The following is a 16,767-nucleotide window of genomic DNA, read 5'->3' as shown; positions in this document are numbered from 1 at the left end:
AACTCTGCCACTCCCTTCCGGGCTGGCAGGGTTTTCTTTTATTCGTATACTTTGCGAAATTCTTCCTGCAGCCAGCGCTTCGCTTTATATATCCTGTTATTGACACCACTTTTCGTCAGACCATATTCTTCTGCAACTGTTTCAACGGAAATCTCCAGATATTTGACCTGAATTAAGATCTCATAATTTATCGGCTGTTTCTTTCGAAATCTTCTCAGCACCATATACATAAATTCTTTCTTCTCTTTACGCAGAAATACCTCTTCCGCATCGACCGAATTCTGTTCTTCCAGAAATGCCGCAACTTCTTCCTGACAGACAAACTCATGCTTGGAGCTTGATTTCTTTATATAATCCAAAGCCTTATTCATAGATGCCCTCTTGATCAGAGAAAACATCATCTTTTCATTATCAATATTCAGGCCATCCTTTATAGTATACATTTTGTAAAGTACATCCTGACTGACATCATCAGCAGCACTCCAGTCATGGAGAACCCCATACGCATACCCTCTGGATATTTTTCGGTATTTAAGATAAAACTCTTCAAATGTCTGATTATTCATTTTTCCTCTTTAGTGGCTATTTGTCATTCTTTAATTTTCTTTAAGATTTCATCTCTCACCTCATCGCTGAGTTCTCCGGGTTTCCAGGTTAAACCAACACCATCTCCCTCATATCTCGGAATCAGATGCATGTGAAAATGAAACACAGTCTGTCCTGCGATCTCTCCATTGTTCTGCACAACATTAAATCCATCACAGTTCAGTGCATCTCTCAGCTTTCCTGCCATTTTTTTAGCCAGGATCATTGCTTTTCCAGCAGTCTCATCCGGAAGTTCATAAATATTCGCTGCATGCTTTTTCGGCAGGATCAATGAGTGTCCTTTGCTTGCCGGTCCCAGATCCAGAATCACGCGAAATTCCTCATCCTCATAAAGTGTTGCTGATGGAATCTCTCCATTTGCGATTTTACAAAATATGCAATCTCCCATTATTTTGTCCTCCTTGTTTGCAAAATTATTTTATCTATATTCTTATTTTGTCGTATTTTCTCGAATTTTTCAATACTGTTCTTGTTGATATTTGAAATTTCTGATGTTAATATTTTTTCGAGGTGATAATATGTGCAACGATACTACAGTCAGTAAATTAAAAAACGATTTTCATTATACACTTTCAAAATTTTCACATGAACTCCGGAATCCTCTGACTCTTATTAACAGCGGACTCCAGATGATCGCATCTGCACATCCTGAGGTCAAAGAATATGAGCACTGGGATGATGTTATGGATAATCTTGATTATGTAAAAGAACTTCTTGATGAACTTTCTGCATTTAATAATGCAGGCCATGTCAAAAGAGAAAACATTGACACCTGCAGCTACCTCCGAACGATCCTTTCCTCCATAAAACCTACCCTGGATTATCTGGAGATCACGCTTGAAGCAGATATTCCGGATTCACTGCCATCGATAGCTCTTGACCGGATCCGTGTCCGGCAGATGCTTCTGAATCTTCTGAAAAACGCATGGGAAGCCGTTCCCGTTCCCGGAGGAAAGATTTCTTTTTCTGCCATTCCGGAAAATTCCGGCATCCGCATTGATATCCGGGATAACGGATGTGGAATCTCAAAGGAACAGCAGGCTACGATATTTCAGCCATTTTTCACAACCAAGGAATCCGGGACCGGACTTGGGCTTGCTGTTTCAAAACAGATTGCTCAGGCTCACAGTGGAGACATTACGCTTGAGAGCGCTCCCGGTCAGGGAACTGTTTTCCATATTTTTCTGGGATGATAAAAAATTACAGCGATCAGGAAACCACTCAACAAACCGCCTATATGCGCTACGTTATCCACGCCTTCACTTGCAAATCCGAAATACAGTGAAAATGCGGCCATGATCAGCATCTGTCTGACAGTCAGATCCGCCACTCTTCCTCTGTGCCTTATGATCACATAGATCATACCGCCCATGACTGCAAAAACAGCTCCGGAAGCTCCTGCAGATAAAGAAGCGTTTCCTGCATACATATCAAAAAACAAAGAGAGCATATTTCCGCCCAGACCACCAAATATATAGATCAGAAAAAATTTTATCTTTCCTGTTACCGGTTCCAGCCTCTGGCCAAGCACAAACAGAACCAACATATTATTGATCAGATGCGGCGCACCAAAATGCAGAAACATACTGCTAAACATCCGATACCACTGTCCCTGTTCCAGGATCAGCGGTGCATAAGCAGCACCGCATTCCAGCATATGCTGCCCGTTCTCCGAGCCGCCGGTAAATTCCACCACAAGAAAGATCAGCGTATTTATGAGGATCAGTAAAACTGTCACAGGTTCTTTTTTTATTTCTTCCAATTCCGGCCTCTTTCCACAGCGGTTCCGGAAATATTTCCCATAACTCGCTGTTATAATCTGAAAATTCGAATTTATTTCATTATTTTAACAGATTTTCATCAGGCGAACAACCTACTGTCCCATGTTAATACGATACAAAACTGGATTTTTCGCTCTGTTATTTCAAAAAAATATAACGGGCCTGTGCAAAATCGACTTCATCCTCATCCTCCAGCAAATAATCTTCTCCTGTTTTCAGAAGCTGTCCATTTACAGAAGTCCCATTTCTGGAGTTCAGATCTGCCAGATAATATGCCCCCTCCCTTTTTCGGATCTTGGCATGGATCCTGCTGACAGTTGGTATATTGATCACTGCATCCGCCGCAGTTTCCAGTTTTCCGATCACTGTGATATCTTTTTCCAGATAAATGGTAGCCAATTCCCCCGGTTCCCGGCTTACTAATGTAGCAGGACCTTTGGATGCACCTGCCGAAAGAACTACTGTTTCACCAAATCCATCTAAAAAATCTTCCGCTTTTGTCGGGATATTTTTTTTGATCTTTTCCAGTTCTTTTCTGCTGTCATCGGCATTGCTCCCTGACAGCGTACCAGATTCTTTCTGATCTTCAGAATATACAGCTGCCTCTTTTTCCGCCGCACCATATTTCTGCTCAGGCACCGGCGTATCCAGTTTTTTCTTTTTTCCACAGACTTTTTTGATCAAAATATAGCTCAGCATCCCCAGTATCATTGCTGCAAGAATTCCCAGAAGAAAAATTTCTTTGCTTATTCTTGGAATATATCCGCCGGCCATTCCTGCCGTAATTCCCAGAAGAAGCACCAATGCTGCACCAAATCCAGCCACTGGCTTCCATATTTTGTTTGTTTTCCGCTTCTGTGAGTCCGCTGAAGATTTTTTCTGTTTTTCATTTCCGGACACACTGGCTCTTTCCCAGCCTTCCACCTGCCACAGATCCTCTGCTTTTTCCTCCTCAGTCATCCTGTTTTCTTCCTGGAGCACTGTTTTCTTTTTTTCATATGGAGAAAAATCTTCCTCGTCGCCGTTACATATTTTATATAACTCTTCCTTGATGTATTCCAGATGAAAGCTGTCCTCCAATGCACGTCTGTATACATTATATCCCAACATGACCGCTTTTCCGTCTTCATGATCCAGCTTTGGAAGGATATACTCCGCAAGACTCTGAAACTGTTTCTGTATTTCCCCATGAAATCCCGGAAGATAACAAAATCGGACACTTTTTCTTTCCGCATCCAGATAGATATATTCCGGTTCCAGGATCAGCTGACAGGGATTCAAAAGATACTCGGACATTTCTTCCATGATCTGTATAAAGCCTCCCAGTATCACCTGAAGCGACTCCAGATCCATCTTTTTTTCCTCAAAAAGCGCAGTCATGGAATGCCTGGAAGTTATATCATAATACACCATGAATTTTCCGTCGATTCCCTGTATCCGACACTGAAGAAGATCCGGCACAGCATTGGCCACGATCATCCTTACCTGGTAAGAATCTGTATCGATTCTCTCATCTCCTGTCAGGATCAGATAATTATGATTCATATCTCTTTTATATTCCGTTCTCATTTTATGGCGTCACCTCTCCCAGCATATCCACAGTTCCTTTTACCTTGCGAATCCATCCCACAGGCCGCAGAGGCTTTGCCTTACCACTGACTTCCAGCTTCCATTTCTGCCCCAGGAACCCGGCAGGTACTTCCAGTCTGTAAGTTACTTTCACAGTTTTTCCTGCATTTGTCTGCATGCTCAGATTCTCTCCTCCCGGCAGCCCGATATCTCCCAGCATTCTTCCCTGTATATCCGCCTTTTCATATATGTTCCCTTTCTTTTTATATCCTTCCATACTGCCGCTGACTGCTGCCTCATAAGCTGCCGCAGTGAGATATGCTCTGTCATGTACAAAAAAATCCAGATACAGCACTCCGATCAGTATCATAAGCACCAGAGGCATGAGCAATGCAGCTTCTATTGTAAAGCTTCCCTTTTTTATTTTTCTCACAAAAATATCCCTCCAAAATATCCGATCAGCAGAAACGGTACAAAAGGAATTTCCTCACTTCGACTCTTTTTTAGCATAAGATACTCAATACCTGAGTAGATTCCGCACAACAATAATGCACCACAGAGGATCCCTGCCAGTTCTCCGGCTCCCAGCACAGAGCCCATTGTCAGTATCAGCAATCCGTCTCCAAATCCGACCATTCCTCCACTGATCAAAGCGATCAAAATTATAAATACTCCGATTCCCATGGAAATAATCCCTGCCGGCCAGAGAAGCCCCTGCCTGATCCGCCACAGGATCCCGCCTGCCAGAAATATAAAAAGCACCGGTAAACAGATTTCTTTTTTTCGGATATCTGTCCAGGTATTAATTACAAGAAGTACAGTCATGCAAATTTTTACACTGCTCATGATCTCTCCCTTCAGCCACATCGCCCGCAGGCACTCATTTCACCGGAAACCTCAGTTTCTTTCACCATCCGTACAGATCGTTTCAATGCGCTGCAGCTTTCCCTGTTATGAAAACGGTTACTCTTTTTTGTGATATATACCACTCCGGCCGGTTCCTGCCCACGACTGCACAGCTCACAGGCCTGATACTTTTCTCCATATGCATTTTTTAAAGCTTTAACCGAAGAGCCTGATATCTGCTGAACAAACAGATTCAGATAACTGCACCCCAGTTTTCTGTGATACACACTCCCTGATTCTGTCACATACACCATAGGCTGGCTCTCCACTGTATCCTTTCCATTTTCGTATACCACACCATTCCACGTATGAACCTTTACCGTATTATGGAACCATATTTTAGGAAGCGGGATCAGACCGCCTATGGGCTGATAGGAATATATGTCCGGCAATGTGATCGTTTCTGTACCTGAACCGCCAGCACCATACGCATACATACCTGCTTCCTTTGCTTTCTGGCACAAGCCGGTCAGATGCTCCGTCTGTACCTTGTAAATATCCATAAAAGAAAGCAGCGTGAGCACTCCGAAAAAAAACAGCGGCAAAGCCATCGCCGTCTCCAGGGTGAGACTTGCTTTTTTCAGAAAGGTGCACAGGGATACTTTTCCAGAAAGCGTTTTCCGGCTTATCGGGGAAAGCAGGAAAAAAGCTCTTCGAGAGCGCCTTTCTCTTTTTTGATCCAGTCTGTTTATCTGATTTTTATCTTCTTTTTCTTTCTGAAAAAGCATCCCTGTACACCTCTCTTTCTATTCATACGCATACTGACGTGTAACTGTAAATATTTTCCGTCTATTTGCTTTTACATCTGCAGACGCTTCCATGGCAGTGATGCAGTGATCCATCTGAAAACCCGGTCTTTTTCCCTTTTCACGTACAGAGCACTCGATCATGTCCATTCCTCTCAGAACTTTATCCTGTTTTCCTTTCACCATAAGCAGAACCTGAAGATAATCCTCATAAGACATTCCATTCCCTGCATCCTTTCTTGAAGAATCCAGTTTGTCCAGGATATTGGGCAGATTACTCAAAGACAGCTGCCAGTCTGAGGAGTTTTTTATAAGAGGTACATGTCCTCCTGCAAAAAGTTCCCGGACATCCAGAATACTCTCCGCAAATGCCCAGCAAAAGATCAGTGCCGCTTCGATCACTGCTGCCGCCGGTGGGATCAGAAAACCTGATGCAATCGCCAGCGCCAGTGTTTCGACCTGTATCCGTTTTCCACCATCTGAAAGCAGATATGCCATGTTAACCCCCTGACGGATCACCAGAAGTTTTCCTGCCACGGACTTCAGATTTTCCCGATCACTGTTCTTCCCTCCAAGAATATATTCCACCTGATAATTCAACCCCGCCGCTGCCGGTCTTCGATAATTTCCCAGTTTCTTTAGCAGATACTGTCCAAACAATATTCCGGACGTATACGAATTATCGGATCGTATATCCGTATCCAACATTAGTCCTGTCTGGAGCTTTCTTCCGGATGTAAGGCTTTTTCTGTCTGTAACCGCATCCGATATTCCCCGTTCGGATGGTACTACCAGATCAATAAGTCCCATTTTACGGACTCTTCTGATGATCGGAATAGGATTTTCCACGCTTTCATCAACACCGCCGGTAAAATCATCCCCATTTCCTGCATCCGAAAAATCTCCCTGGTTTTTTTGTTGTTCCTGTTCTTTTTTGGCTTCTTCGCTCTTCTGCGCAGCGTCCGTAATAGCAGAATCATAGGAATCCAACGTTCCTTTATTTTCTGCCTGTTCTCCTTTTTTCTCTGCATCCTCTGTCTTCTTTTCCTGATCCTTCAGTTTTCCTAGAAGAGTCTGTACCCCCTGGCTTCCCAGAGTTTCACGCATATACTGAACAGCCTGCTGGTAAAAAATCTCGCCTTTTCCGTCGCTCAGAAGCTGATAACCATTGAATCCGCCCTGGAGAAGCTCCAGTTTCTGACTGTTCTGTTTCAATACAGGTTTCATATAAGTCTGAAAATCATCATATACAGAAGCCATATCCAGTTCTTCTTTTCCACCTGCATACAGTGCAAACAGCTCATAATCTTCCAAAAGCGTTCGGTCATACTGTCCAAATAAGGAATATAAGCCAATATCCATACTGTTAAGTATCTGTGTCCTGGCAGCTGCCATGCGTACAGATTCAATGCTGGCACACACAAGAGAAAGAACCAGGCTCAAGATCAGAGCCAGAAAGATCGTAATGCTGCCTTTTTTCACATTTCCTGCCAAGGGGTACCTCTCCTTTCCAAAACGAAAATATCAGCAGATATCACCGTTTTTTCTTATTTTCAGATCGTATTGCTTTGTTTTGTGATTTTTGTAAGGATTTTTTTAACAAGTGCTGTAAGCTGTTCCTTAAAGATGATGACCAGACTGATCAGAACCACCAGAATCAGGATGATCTCCACAACACCCACCGCATCCTCTTCCATCGCAAATTCTTTTACATACTTCCACATATTTTCATTTGTCACCTCACATTTCCTTTCTCTGTTCTCCAGTCCTACCCTCCGTAAAAGGAAAGGCATGCCGGCAGCATGATCACCGCCATCACCACCAGGAGCATCAAGACCATCGGAAGAAGCAGTTTTGTTGCTGCTGTATCTCCCAGCACTCTTGCTTTTCTTTTTCGCTCCTCCCAGGCTTCCACGGATTCCTTTTCCAGCAGATCGGCCAGATACCTACTTCCTTTCTGGAGGTTCTGGATCAGTAGTGTTGACAGAGTTTTATACTTTACCTGTCCGCACCGTTCTCCAAATCTCCGGTAAGCCTCTGCTTCGGAAATCCCACTGTCCATCTCATAACAGGCTACTCGGATTTCTTCGTAAGCCTCACGTTTTTTACCATCTTCTCTCTTTCCGTAATCCAGTGCTATTTTCTGGAACGCTTTTCTGGCAGTTAAGCCTGCCTGCACCAGAAGGGTAAATTTCATGATCAGTCCTGGGTAATCCATCAGCATCTGTTCTCTTCTTTTTATCTGAGCATTCTGTTCTTCCCGTTTTTTTGCAATGACAGCTGCTGCCGCTGCTGCCAGACCAAGAGCTGAAAGCAGGTTTCCTGTTTTGTCTTTTGGCTGCTCCCATTCAAGATGTTTTCCATTCCATTCATCTGGAAGATAATAGTACTGCGGATCGTTTTTTTTCTGATTATATTGTACGATCATGTCCTGCAGCTCTTTCTCGCGCTGCTGTTCTTCGCTAAGTTCTGTTTCCGGTTCTTCTTCGGATCCTTCTGTTTCTTTTTCCGGCACCTGCACATACAGGGAACCGGCTTCTTCTCCGTCTACAGATACTTTGAATTTCTCTTCATAAGCACCTGTCTCCTCTTTTTCCATACGGTATCCGGATGAATAAACCTTATCTCCGCCACTTTGAAATGTCAGGAGCATACCGATGATATTTCCGGTAAGCGCTATCCGTATAAACAGTTTCTTTTCTTCCGGATTTCCGGCTTCCGGAGGCAGCCGCCCCATTTTTCCTGCCAGAAACACCCCAAGGATCACCATAAATATCAAAATATGTATCCACATTATCCTCACCTACACTTCTATGTCTACAATCTTCACACCCAGCCAGTAAGACAAGCCATAGATCACCATGCAAACTGTCATGGCACAGATTCCGAAAGGATTCCCATAAAGTACATCCAAAAATCCCGGCGAAGTCAGTTTCAGATAGCAGATGATACCGGCCGGCATGATACTCATAACCATCTGTTCCGATTTCTTTGCGGCCAGCGTTGCCTCGATCTCTTTTTTTACCTCAATCTTATCACTAAGCATTCTGGCTACTTTCTGGATCACCTGCGTCATATCCCCGCCTGTTCTTTTTGCTGTATAAAATACTGCTGCAAAATTTTCAATATCTTCCACTCCGCTGCGTTTTCCCAGATCCAGGAACAGCTCTTCCACCGGAACACTCAGACGCAGCTGGCTTTCGATATACCGAAATTCATCCAGGATATCACTTCCCTTTTCATAAAGTCTCCCCAGATCCTTTACACTGGCACGCACCGCATTCTCCGCGGAATAGCCGGCCTGTACCGCCACATTCATGGCCGTCAGAGCATCCCGGAACTGGTAATTCAGCTCCCTCTGCTGCCGTGCAGTGCATTTTTTCCTCTGCATTTTCAGAAAAAGCACTGGTATTGGAAGCATAAACAGCAACACAGGAAGGCTCTGATAAAACAGATAGTCGGCTGCAGCGCATACGGCAGCTCCCTCCAGAAGATACTTTGCAGTCTCCTTCCCCGTAAAATGATACATCCTGTAATCTTTCCTCGTAGATCTCCATTTCTGATTCTTTCCTTTCCGCTCTTTCATAGTCTGATTCCTGCCCGTTTCATTTTTTCACAATGCAAAAGTTCTCCGGTTTTTACAAGTCCCTTTCCTTCTTCCCAGCGATACAGCGGCCTGGTCTGGATCTCTCCGTTTTCAAATCCACATACTTCTGTGATTTCCAGCAGCTTTCTGCTTTTATCCCGCATACGCCCGAGATGTACCAGAATGTCTACCCCGGAAGCGATCTGCCTTCGGATCGCTTCCAGGGGAAGATCGATCCCCATCAATGTCATCGTTTCAATTCGGGAAAGCATATCCTGACTGCTGTTTGCATGAAGTGTTGAAAGGCTTCCATCATGTCCCGTATTCAGGCTCTTTATATGGACTCCCTATGTTCCCATCATGCAGAAATACAATATCTGCACTTAATATACACTGTATATAACGTTATTATCTTGCCATTCCACAGTTGCAAAAAGAAAAGAGAGCCTTTCACAGCCCTCTTTCATATTGACTTTCTCATTCATTTGTCATACTTAACAGTTTGGCAACCAATGTCTCTAAACTTTTTCCCAAAAATGGGACAAAGTCTGGTATTGCACCAAATGCCATCCCAATTATTATCATTCGCCCACATTCTCTTGCAGATTCCAATGCAAATCCATAACTCAAAACACCTGTCAGAATAAATATAATTGATAAAAAGTAAAGCAAAATATTTCCCAACATCATCGGAATTTTTAATAACCAGCGAATCAATGTCATTACTGCAAGAATTAAATATAAAAACACTTTTATTATGTACTTAACCAACATTTTTAATCCCTCACTTTTTTGTCTTTCCGGACAGCAAGAATCTTGCCATCCGGACTTCCTTTTTTTTGCTATCCGGACTTCCACTTTTTTGCTATCCGGGCTGCAAAATTCTTGCTATCCAATGCAGTTCATTATCCTTTTGTATATATCATTTCCGTCAAAATCATCTCTTCTGCATCATGACAAATGGCATTCATCCTCCTTGTCCATTCCATGTTGTCCTGCCTTTTTAATTTCTCTGTAATTCCTTGTTTCTCCATCATCTGTTTTACTAATTGTTCTTCCCTATCCCTTGCTTCTGCATCAATCTGATTCAAATGCTCGACAAGTTTTCCTTGTAACAACAATATTTGATATTTTGCCTTTCTGTGTTCCTGTAAATAGCTTTTACGAAGCATCCCATATTTCCCATAAGTTGGTTCGATATCTGTAAGTGCCAATTTTGGCAAATAATAATCACCACATAACATATAAGTAAGTCCATTTTTCTCATCATAAATTTCGTTCTGCATAAAATATTCTCCTTTTCTTCCTATAATTGGTCGTACATCTTCAACAGTGTTCCCTTTTTCATTTGACTATATTTCACCTGTAATTCTTCATATTTTTTCTGAAGACTTTCATATTCGTTTTTCGGAACACTATCGGATAATTTCTGTTCTAAACTCTTAATCCGTGCTTCCTGTGCTTTTGCAATAGCATCACTTTTAGGATTTCGCAATATCATTCCCTGTTGTTTTTCCTTCAATTCCATCATGACCTGTTTCACATTCGGATTATTATAGAAAAAACCTCTGGAAAGTCCTGTTAGTTTTGTAAGTTCAGCAACTGAAATTTTTATATTTTTTCTATACATTGTTTCAATAGCTGTTATTGCTGTTTCCGTCATTTCCGCACTTTTTTCTTTTGCCAGTGCTACCATTTTATCGTGTTTCTGCATTTTCCTTTTCCCTCCTGTATTGTGCTAATAATTCATTCATTTCATCTCGTACAGCCTTTGTATCCTCCGCTAATGCTTCGTTTCTTAACCGCCGATAATGTGGTATGGTTCGTGTATCCTTATGCCCCAACAGCCTTGCAATGCTATCATCATCTAATTTCATTTCTGTAAGTTTTACTCCAAAAGTATGTCTAAAACGATGTGTACGAAACTCAAAATAATTTCCATTATCATCCCTGATATCATTTTCATAAATCATGATATTTACATGATATTTCAGCATTGAATCTGTATACAATTTTCCATTATCTTGCAGAAAAATATATTCTGAATCTGGATGCTCCTTTTCTGAAACTTCTATTGCTTTTCTAATCAATTCTGCCAGCTGATTGCTAACTGGTCTTTTATATTTCCTTGTTTTCTGCTGGATAATAGTTATAAAATAATGTCCAGATTTCTCAGATAAGCAATCCCTTCGCAAAGTCAACGTATCCTCTATTCTTGTACCGAGCATCTGATGTATTATTAAACATCTGCCTAACTGGGGCTTTAATTTTGTTAATGCACAATTAAATCTTCTGATTTCTGCATCTGAATACGCTTCTGGTAAAGCGTTGTCATATGCTCTGCAATCACTGGACAGAAAAAGGTTGCATATATTTCCTATTTCCAGTTCACGCCCTATTTCATCCAACAGATTATCCAAAACCGACAGCTCTGTCGTGTAACTGACTGATGTAAGACCAGTATCCGTTTTTATATAAACCAGATAATCTTCTATCATATCCCTGCTAATTTCTGTAAAGTGCTTTACTTCTGGGAATCGATCATACATGAAACTAGCAAACCGACGGAATCCACGCAATTCACCTTTTATACTACCCATTGCTTTTGTCTGGCAGTGGCTATACAATATTTTCTTTATTATCTCTTTAAATTCTTTCTGCCTGATCTCACGAAAATCTAATCTATATCTTCCACGAATCGGATTACTCCTTGGCACAATATCCAACTTTCTCATATCCCATACATCTTTTTCATTTTCTGGAATATCTGCTGTTTTACACTTCACAACATACTCATAATACATTTTCAGAAAAGAAATCTGAGCGCTACTTTGTTGCTCAACATTCCGCCTATCCGGTCTATTTCTTCTAACATACAGCGCCAATCCTTTTTTATATAAAAATGCTTTATAACTTCTCTCCAGTTCTTCCCATTTTTTATCAGTGATGCTACTACAACTTGTACACTTCTCATTCAGAAATTCTTTCAACAGATCAAATCTGTAAATATCATTTACTACTGTTGATAATGACAAACGTCTACATCTATCATCGATATACCCATAAATCTCATCCTGCATCTTTTCATTATGAATCTCTGATATGTAGTACACCCTGTTTTCCTTCCATTTCAGTCCTGCCAACTGTTTTTCTGTAGCTTGTTGATAACAGTCATACGAAATCAAATTAATATTACCTTTCATCATCTTCTGCTCCTTTCAATTTAAATGACTGATTTTTAGAGAAATATTTATCTTCAGCCGATACAATACGTTCCGGCATGAAATCAATGTACTGTTTTGTCATATTCTCACTTGAATGTCCTAGATAATCTCGTACCCCTTGTATAGAAACCCCATTTCCGTACATTGAAGTTGCAAGGTTATGTCTGTAATCGTGTGCTCTAAAGATATAATCTCCGCAGGCAATCCCACGAACCTTACACTCCCGAATCATCTGATTTGAAAATGTCTGTCCATTAAATGCACCACCCTTTTTATTTTTGAATAAATACTCCCCATTTTTTATTCCGTACTTTTTTTCATAATCATTCACCAGTCCAACCAATAAACTGGGAACAGGAATGACTTTTTCTCTCCGCATTTTGCTTTGATATATGCGCATCCAATTCTCATTGCCTTGTGAATAAAAGGCTCCCGATTTTATTGTACAAACCTCGCTTTTCCTAATTCCTGTGCAAAACAAAATCAAATACATCAACTGTAAATGCTCTGGGAATGCCGGCAGCTCCTTAATCAGATGAGCAATTGTTTTTTCTGGAACACTTCTTTCATTGTGTTCTGAAAAACCTTTTTTTAAAAATCGTTCCGGATAAAACTTCAACACTTCAATATTTTTCATTTTCAAAAACTGTAGAAATGTATGCATATGTGTGATATATCGGTTAAAAGTAGAATACTTAATATCGGACTTATCCAAAACAGACACATAACCCTCTATATCTTGTATCTCCAGTTCAGTTACTTTCTTACTCTGTCCATCCAGATATTTTAAAAATTGTGAAATAAAACTTATTGTATTTCGGATATTTGATAAAGACAGATCCGATATCCCGACCAAATATTTTGCGTATAATTGTAAATACCAACGATTTTCTTTTTCGTAAATATTAATAAATGAAAGGCTTTTAACAGGTGAACTAGCATTGATTCTCGATTTATCAAACTGAAACCTATCCATATACCAGATACACGCTCGCCAATTTGTCTCTGAATCTGTCAGAAATAATGTTCTTCTCGCAAACTCAACAATCTTAGAAGCCTGTTTTTTTATAATTTCCGACTCCTTGTTTAAATACAGATAAAATCTGTTTTCGTCTGCCTGTTCCATTTCTTCAATATCATCTATTCCGTACTTATCGCAAAACCGTATAAGTGCTTTTAATGGTTCTAAAAAATATCTTCGATGTCTTTGTACCTTATCCATATTCAGAATTTCACACAGCAATATTTTTGTCTGTCGCACCAACTGTGATGAATGTATCCTCGTTAAGTCCCATAACAAATCATTCTTATCAACCACCTGACGGAAAGATTGTGCTTTCTTCTTATTGGGGACATACAGCAAAAACAATTTGTCTTGCTTAAAAAACTCCTGTTCTACAGAGAAGGGCTTTCCTTGTGAATAGACATCCGGCATATTTTCTATTTTTAAACGATCAAATAAGCTCAGTAATTCCGCTTTATATTTTTCTGAAATATCCTCTTTTTCAAGAGAGTCCATATACATTTTTCTCGTTTCATAGTTAATATCTGCAGTACACTGTATATCTGTATACTGAAAAAATTTGTATAACCGGTTATAGTATTTTGCTTCTCCAGTCGTAACTAAAGATATTTCTTCCTTTAATTTCTCAGGTATTTTTTCCTGATATAACTTCGGAACAATTTTTAATACTGCCAAGGTAATCCCTCCTTCCTTTTACAGAAAATCTGCAATTTGGTATAAATTTTCATTATTTGAGTAGTATTGATCTGTCGCTTCTACCAATCGTTCATTATTTTCACCCAAGTATTTAATGGTAGTTTCAACTTTCTTATGCCCCAGGGCAAAACGAATGTCATTCAAATCCCATCCTTCTTTTCTTCTTTCCTCCGCAAAATAGTGTCGGAGCTGATGCGGATGGGAATTGATATCCGTTTTTTTGGATAGCCTTTTCAACATGCTATACACAGAATCCGCATCTAATGGCTCTCCTTTGTTTTTTCCAGTTAATTTTGTAAATAGATACTCCGAGTTCATCAGACTTTTTCGGTTATCAGAAATGTACTTAACCAAGAACTCAAAAGTTGTATTACTTAACAAAGCCATTCTATATTCTGCATTTTTTGCTCTTGCCAAGTTGGTATTGGATTCACGATACCTTACCCGAACCGTCCTTCTTTCAAAATCAATATCTTCGGTATAATGGATTCCTAGAATTTCCCCTAATCTAAGACCGGTTTCTGCCATCATTGCTATCAGCAATCGATCTCTATCATTCGTACAGGCATTTATCAGCTCCTGTATTTCTTCGGATGTTATTTCTTCCAGATTAGGTTCTTCTTCTTTGAAGAAACCTTTAAACGAATTCACTGCATTTTGATGATTTACTCCCATACTGTCAAAATATGATACTTTTTTTACTCGTAAGACTTTAAGCATTGGCAAAACATCTTCCAGTGCCAAAAACTGGTAGTATCTGAAGACTGCACCAAGATACATATTGCAGGTCTTATTGCTCGTCTGTGTATTATGCTCAGTATGCTTTCCACTCTTAACCCAATACAAGAAATCAATAAAATGTTTATTCTGCTCTGAATAGGATAGCAATGTAATCTCATCCAATCCTATCGTTTGCTCCTGCAGATAATTGTAATAATATGAAAGTGCGAAGGCTGCGGATTTTACAGTATTCGGAGAAGTATTAATCTGATCCAGATGCTTCAAATACTTTGATGGAAGGATTTCAATTTCTTCAATATCAGAAATAATCAAAAAACGTGGTCTATTATCTTTCAAAACCGAAACAACCCTATATTTCAATCCACAGCCCTCCTTCCTTTCGTTTTGATTTGTTTGACTTCTTTGACTTCTTAATTCTACATTATACACAAAGAAGTCAAAATGTCAATTACGTTTTTGATTTCTTTGACTTTTGTAAGAATATCAATAAAGCATTTTTTGATTTCTTTATGTTTTAAATTGATTTTTAGGGATATAATTGATAAGATAAAATACAAGAAGTCAATTTATACAAAGTCAAAGAAGTCAAGAGGAGATTTGCATGAACGAATTTATATCAAATTCAGGCACACTAATAAATCCTGACAGCGTTTACGATCAGGAAAGATTCATCAATATACTTCAAATCATTTTACAGAAAAAAACACAAAAAGAATTATCTGAACAAACAGGCTTAAATAATGCAACCATTTCACGAATGCTCAACGGTGCCCGATCTGGAAGACCATATAAAAGCACTATTGATAAAATTGCAAAAGCCATTGATGATCCAGAACTTATCCAAGAATTATATGATGCAACGGGATATTCTTCTAAGAAAATACAGGAACGGAAAAAGATAATTGCAGACAATGGATTTTCTCTGGATCTCTCTACTGTTCAGGTGCATGAAAAATTTTTTTCTACCTTAATGCGTGGACTTTCCATGATGACAAGTCTGCATAAAGTTGAATGGACAATAAAATCCGGAACACCCAGATCATACGATTATTTAATTGAATTAAAAGAGGGAACTATAGATTATTGGTATATTAGATATGTAGATAGAATTACTTCTGATGAAGAAAGAAAAAAAGCCTTAACTGCCATTTATGGAGAATTTGCAAAATTGAAATTGGACGGAAAAATCAAAGTTTCTTGCGCCACTCCTTCTTATGAAGATTATGATTATTTTATTACAATTCCGCCATACCAATTAAATACAAATGCTTCTATTATACATTTTGATTCTGAACTCGAAAGATTTGCAGACGAAACCTTTTTAGAGACAGCTTTACCACTTAAAGAAAATATTCCTGTTAAGGATTTTTGTAATCTTACCGAATCACTGATACTATAACTTTTTGGTTTTATCACAGAGAGAGTTGCTTATGGCTCTCTCTTTTTTTAACGCTTCCTCCTCCCATGTTCTAACTCATTATGGCAAATCATTTTCTAAAGCAAGTATCGCCTAGAGTAACTCAAAATCCCATTTCTGGATTATGATTCTCTGACGAACTTAATGGAGATTACGATTCCCCATACCCTCAATATCACAAAATATCAAATTTTGCTATTAGCTCATAATAAATTTTCGCAGCTATCTGTTTTTGCACTCATAGTTATCAAAAGCTTTTTATAACCATCTGCTTCTACCAGTAACAAAATGTCAATAGTTTTTTAATCACTTTTTCAAAAAAGGCAAAAAAATAGAACGTATAGATTATTTCCATACGCTCTATCTCACATTTCATATTAAATTTTTGAATTCTACAAATTCTTTAGGTTAGAATCGATGATGGGGTAAACGAAAAAGCAGTTTTGACATTTCAGTGAACTGCCCCTTCGT

General features: G+C 39.6%; 19 protein-coding genes and 1 pseudogene. 2 read left to right on the top strand and 18 right to left on the bottom strand.

Annotated features, from left to right (window positions below):
• Nucleotides 1-38 precede the first annotated feature (38 nt).
• Together EAI83_RS12035 and EAI83_RS12030 are read right to left on the bottom strand one after the other, a co-directional pair.
• Entirely contained in the window at nt 39-566 is a 528-nt protein-coding gene (locus EAI83_RS12035) for an RNA polymerase sigma factor (protein WP_118368464.1), read from the bottom strand.
• Between the two features lie 23 nt (nt 567-589).
• A complete protein-coding gene (locus tag EAI83_RS12030) occupies nt 590-994 on the bottom strand; it encodes an HIT family protein (RefSeq protein ID WP_015525628.1) in 405 nt (134 codons plus the stop codon).
• 130 nt (nt 995-1,124) lie between these two features.
• Between EAI83_RS12030 and EAI83_RS12025 the strand changes: the two genes are divergently transcribed.
• Complete coding sequence (locus EAI83_RS12025) at nt 1,125-1,799, top strand: two-component system sensor histidine kinase NtrB (RefSeq protein WP_092071665.1); 675 nt, start codon at nt 1,125-1,127, stop codon at nt 1,797-1,799.
• On the opposite strand, the gene EAI83_RS12020 is transcribed toward EAI83_RS12025, so the two are convergent.
• The 16 genes and pseudogenes from EAI83_RS12020 to EAI83_RS11945 form a co-directional block, all read right to left on the bottom strand.
• On the bottom strand, nt 1,766-2,368 hold the full coding sequence (locus EAI83_RS12020) for a rhomboid family intramembrane serine protease (RefSeq protein ID WP_092071668.1): 603 nt from the start codon (nt 2,366-2,368) through the stop codon (nt 1,766-1,768). The genes EAI83_RS12025 and EAI83_RS12020 overlap by 34 nt on opposite strands.
• A gap of 157 nt (nt 2,369-2,525) precedes the next feature.
• Nucleotides 2,526-3,956 (bottom strand): DUF6382 domain-containing protein, encoded by a 1,431-nt coding sequence (locus EAI83_RS12015; RefSeq protein ID WP_129975499.1) that lies wholly within the window; start codon nt 3,954-3,956, stop codon nt 2,526-2,528.
• Nucleotide 3,957: 1 nt separating this feature from the next.
• The gene (locus EAI83_RS12010; protein ID WP_021652838.1) at nt 3,958-4,389 is read right to left on the bottom strand and encodes a TadE family protein; all 432 of its coding nucleotides are present in this window, start codon (nt 4,387-4,389) and stop codon (nt 3,958-3,960) included.
• Nucleotides 4,386-4,802, bottom strand: coding sequence for a prepilin peptidase (locus EAI83_RS12005; protein ID WP_129975497.1), 417 nt, complete (start codon nt 4,800-4,802; stop codon nt 4,386-4,388). Before EAI83_RS12005 ends, EAI83_RS12010 begins: the two co-directional genes overlap by 4 nt.
• Nucleotides 4,803-4,813: 11 nt before the next feature.
• Complete coding sequence (locus EAI83_RS12000; protein WP_237972017.1) at nt 4,814-5,413, bottom strand: hypothetical protein; 600 nt, start codon at nt 5,411-5,413, stop codon at nt 4,814-4,816.
• Between the two features lie 195 nt (nt 5,414-5,608).
• Entirely contained in the window at nt 5,609-7,102 is a 1,494-nt protein-coding gene (locus tag EAI83_RS11995) for a DUF5702 domain-containing protein (protein WP_180214086.1), read from the bottom strand.
• Between the two features lie 59 nt (nt 7,103-7,161).
• Complete coding sequence (locus EAI83_RS11990; protein WP_044962312.1) at nt 7,162-7,332, bottom strand: Flp1 family type IVb pilin; 171 nt, start codon at nt 7,330-7,332, stop codon at nt 7,162-7,164.
• 44 nt (nt 7,333-7,376) lie between these two features.
• Nucleotides 7,377-8,402, bottom strand: a complete 1,026-nt coding sequence (locus EAI83_RS11985; RefSeq protein WP_021652833.1) for a type II secretion system F family protein — start codon at nt 8,400-8,402, stop codon at nt 7,377-7,379.
• 9 nt (nt 8,403-8,411) lie between these two features.
• The gene (locus tag EAI83_RS11980) at nt 8,412-9,194 is read right to left on the bottom strand and encodes a type II secretion system F family protein (protein WP_021652832.1); all 783 of its coding nucleotides are present in this window, start codon (nt 9,192-9,194) and stop codon (nt 8,412-8,414) included.
• Nucleotides 9,191-9,532: pseudogene (locus EAI83_RS11975) on the bottom strand (ATPase, T2SS/T4P/T4SS family); the annotation flags it as partial. The pseudogene EAI83_RS11975 and the gene EAI83_RS11980, both read right to left, overlap by 4 nt.
• Nucleotides 9,533-9,671: 139 nt before the next feature.
• Nucleotides 9,672-10,052: a hypothetical protein gene (locus EAI83_RS11970; protein ID WP_227337809.1), complete on the bottom strand. Its 381-nt coding sequence runs from the start codon at nt 10,050-10,052 to the stop codon at nt 9,672-9,674.
• A 47-nt stretch (nt 10,053-10,099) separates the two neighbouring features.
• A complete protein-coding gene (locus EAI83_RS11965) occupies nt 10,100-10,480 on the bottom strand; it encodes a TnpV protein (protein WP_008374212.1) in 381 nt (126 codons plus the stop codon).
• 20 nt (nt 10,481-10,500) lie between these two features.
• The gene (locus tag EAI83_RS11960; RefSeq protein WP_008374214.1) at nt 10,501-10,908 is read right to left on the bottom strand and encodes a DUF6262 family protein; all 408 of its coding nucleotides are present in this window, start codon (nt 10,906-10,908) and stop codon (nt 10,501-10,503) included.
• Nucleotides 10,892-12,400 (bottom strand): tyrosine-type recombinase/integrase, encoded by a 1,509-nt coding sequence (locus EAI83_RS11955; RefSeq protein ID WP_227337806.1) that lies wholly within the window; start codon nt 12,398-12,400, stop codon nt 10,892-10,894. Before EAI83_RS11955 ends, EAI83_RS11960 begins: the two co-directional genes overlap by 17 nt.
• Nucleotides 12,387-14,117, bottom strand: coding sequence for a tyrosine-type recombinase/integrase (locus tag EAI83_RS11950; RefSeq protein WP_055164289.1), 1,731 nt, complete (start codon nt 14,115-14,117; stop codon nt 12,387-12,389). Before EAI83_RS11950 ends, EAI83_RS11955 begins: the two co-directional genes overlap by 14 nt.
• 18 nt (nt 14,118-14,135) lie before the next feature.
• Nucleotides 14,136-15,239, bottom strand: a complete 1,104-nt coding sequence (locus EAI83_RS11945; RefSeq protein WP_055164292.1) for a tyrosine-type recombinase/integrase — start codon at nt 15,237-15,239, stop codon at nt 14,136-14,138.
• A 241-nt stretch (nt 15,240-15,480) separates the two neighbouring features.
• Here EAI83_RS11945 and EAI83_RS11940 point away from each other — a divergent pair, with 241 nt between their 5' ends.
• Nucleotides 15,481-16,278, top strand: coding sequence for a helix-turn-helix domain-containing protein (locus tag EAI83_RS11940; RefSeq protein WP_129880098.1), 798 nt, complete (start codon nt 15,481-15,483; stop codon nt 16,276-16,278).
• Nucleotides 16,279-16,767 lie beyond the last annotated feature (489 nt).

Source organism: Blautia sp. aa_0143 (assembly GCF_004167315.1).
In the GTDB taxonomy this organism is placed as follows: Bacteria; Bacillota; Clostridia; order Lachnospirales; family Lachnospiraceae; genus Blautia_A; species Blautia_A fusiformis.
Note: the sequence above shows the minus strand (reverse complement) of the source record. Positions and strands in the feature narration are given on the sequence as shown.

Bases quoted from the DNA above. Each gene is read 5' to 3' on its own strand.
- EAI83_RS12005 (WP_129975497.1), bottom strand. From the start codon at position 4,802: ATGAGCAGTGTAAAAATTTGCATGACTGTACTTCTTGTAATTAATACC.
- EAI83_RS11955 (WP_227337806.1), bottom strand. From the start codon at position 12,400: ATGATGAAAGGTAATATTAATTTGATTTCGTATGACTGTTATCAACAA.
- EAI83_RS12025 (WP_092071665.1), top strand. From the start codon at position 1,125: ATGTGCAACGATACTACAGTCAGTAAATTAAAAAACGATTTTCATTAT.
- EAI83_RS11960 (WP_008374214.1), bottom strand. From the start codon at position 10,908: ATGCAGAAACACGATAAAATGGTAGCACTGGCAAAAGAAAAAAGTGCG.
- EAI83_RS11965 (WP_008374212.1), bottom strand. From the start codon at position 10,480: ATGCAGAACGAAATTTATGATGAGAAAAATGGACTTACTTATATGTTA.
- EAI83_RS11980 (WP_021652832.1), bottom strand. From the start codon at position 9,194: ATGAAAGAGCGGAAAGGAAAGAATCAGAAATGGAGATCTACGAGGAAA.
- EAI83_RS11990 (WP_044962312.1), bottom strand. From the start codon at position 7,332: ATGTGGAAGTATGTAAAAGAATTTGCGATGGAAGAGGATGCGGTGGGT.
- EAI83_RS12000 (WP_237972017.1), bottom strand. From the start codon at position 5,413: ATGGCTTTGCCGCTGTTTTTTTTCGGAGTGCTCACGCTGCTTTCTTTT.
- EAI83_RS11940 (WP_129880098.1), top strand. From the start codon at position 15,481: ATGAACGAATTTATATCAAATTCAGGCACACTAATAAATCCTGACAGC.
- EAI83_RS12015 (WP_129975499.1), bottom strand. From the start codon at position 3,956: ATGAGAACGGAATATAAAAGAGATATGAATCATAATTATCTGATCCTG.
- EAI83_RS12030 (WP_015525628.1), bottom strand. From the start codon at position 994: ATGGGAGATTGCATATTTTGTAAAATCGCAAATGGAGAGATTCCATCA.
- EAI83_RS12035 (WP_118368464.1), bottom strand. From the start codon at position 566: ATGAATAATCAGACATTTGAAGAGTTTTATCTTAAATACCGAAAAATA.
- EAI83_RS11985 (WP_021652833.1), bottom strand. From the start codon at position 8,402: ATGTGGATACATATTTTGATATTTATGGTGATCCTTGGGGTGTTTCTG.